This is a genomic window from Streptomyces megasporus, assembly GCF_000718985.1.
In the GTDB taxonomy this organism is placed as follows: domain Bacteria; phylum Actinomycetota; class Actinomycetes; order Streptomycetales; family Streptomycetaceae; genus Streptomyces; species Streptomyces megasporus.
In genome coordinates this window covers 1-378 of sequence record NZ_JODL01000118.1, presented here as the reverse complement: position 1 = coordinate 378, position 378 = coordinate 1, and the positions used below count along the sequence as shown (strand labels likewise).

The following is a 378-nucleotide window of genomic DNA, read 5'->3' as shown; positions in this document are numbered from 1 at the left end:
TTGAGAACTCAACAGCGTGCCAAAAGTCAACGCCAGACATTACGTGGTGAACACCGCGTCCCTCCCCCGGTTCCGGAAGGAGCGACGCGGCCCCGGTTCCCCACACAACATCAAGCGAGGACGCTTCCGCGCCGGTCCCGGGCCATTCCCCCGGGCCGTCCGGCGCGGCTCCCCGCGAATGCGCCCCCGAGTGGGGGCGGCACAGCATTCACGGAGAGTTTGATCCTGGCTCAGGACGAACGCTGGCGGCGTGCTTAACACATGCAAGTCGAACGCCGGCCTCGCCTTCGGGTGGGGTCGGAGTGGCGAACGGGTGAGTAACACGTGGGCAATCTGCCCTGCACTCTGGGATAACTCCGGGAAACCGGAGCTAATACC

The 378-nt window shown here is 65.1% G+C and carries 1 rRNA gene; it reads left to right on the top strand.

Features of this window, described 5'->3' with window-relative positions:
* Positions 1-207: 207 nt before the first annotated feature.
* A 16S ribosomal RNA gene (locus tag IF47_RS0126945) occupies positions 208-378 on the top strand; the annotation flags it as partial.